1 protein-coding gene is annotated in these 320 nt (G+C 40.6%); it reads right to left on the reverse strand.

Annotated features, from left to right (window positions below; all coding sequences use genetic code 11):
- On the reverse strand, positions 1-320 hold a 320-nt coding region (locus ACKTR5_RS10325; protein ID WP_407881314.1), incomplete at both ends, for a helix-turn-helix domain-containing protein.

A 320-nucleotide genomic window follows, 5' to 3' on the forward strand; every position in this document is an offset into this window, starting at 1 on the left:
CGTCCTCGTTTTCGCGCACGCAGACCTTCAATGCCAAATTGTTCGAACCGCGTTTGCCAAGATAGGATTATTGCAGCACTTGGTATGTTGAAATGTAACGCAGTTACTCTATAGGAAGTCTGGTGCTGTTTCATCCAGTTTAATACTTGTTGCTTAAAGTCACTAGAATAGATCTGTTTCCTATGAGTACCTTCTAATCCTTCAACACCATACGTTTGAAATTTGTTAACCCAGTCAATAATTGTTTGTCTACTCGGAATATCGTATCTGTGGGTCAATGTCGTACTACCAATGCCCGCTAAGTATTCAGCGACAATTTT

The sequence above is a fragment of the Furfurilactobacillus entadae genome, assembly GCF_045862745.1.
Classification (GTDB): domain Bacteria; phylum Bacillota; class Bacilli; order Lactobacillales; family Lactobacillaceae; genus Furfurilactobacillus; species Furfurilactobacillus entadae.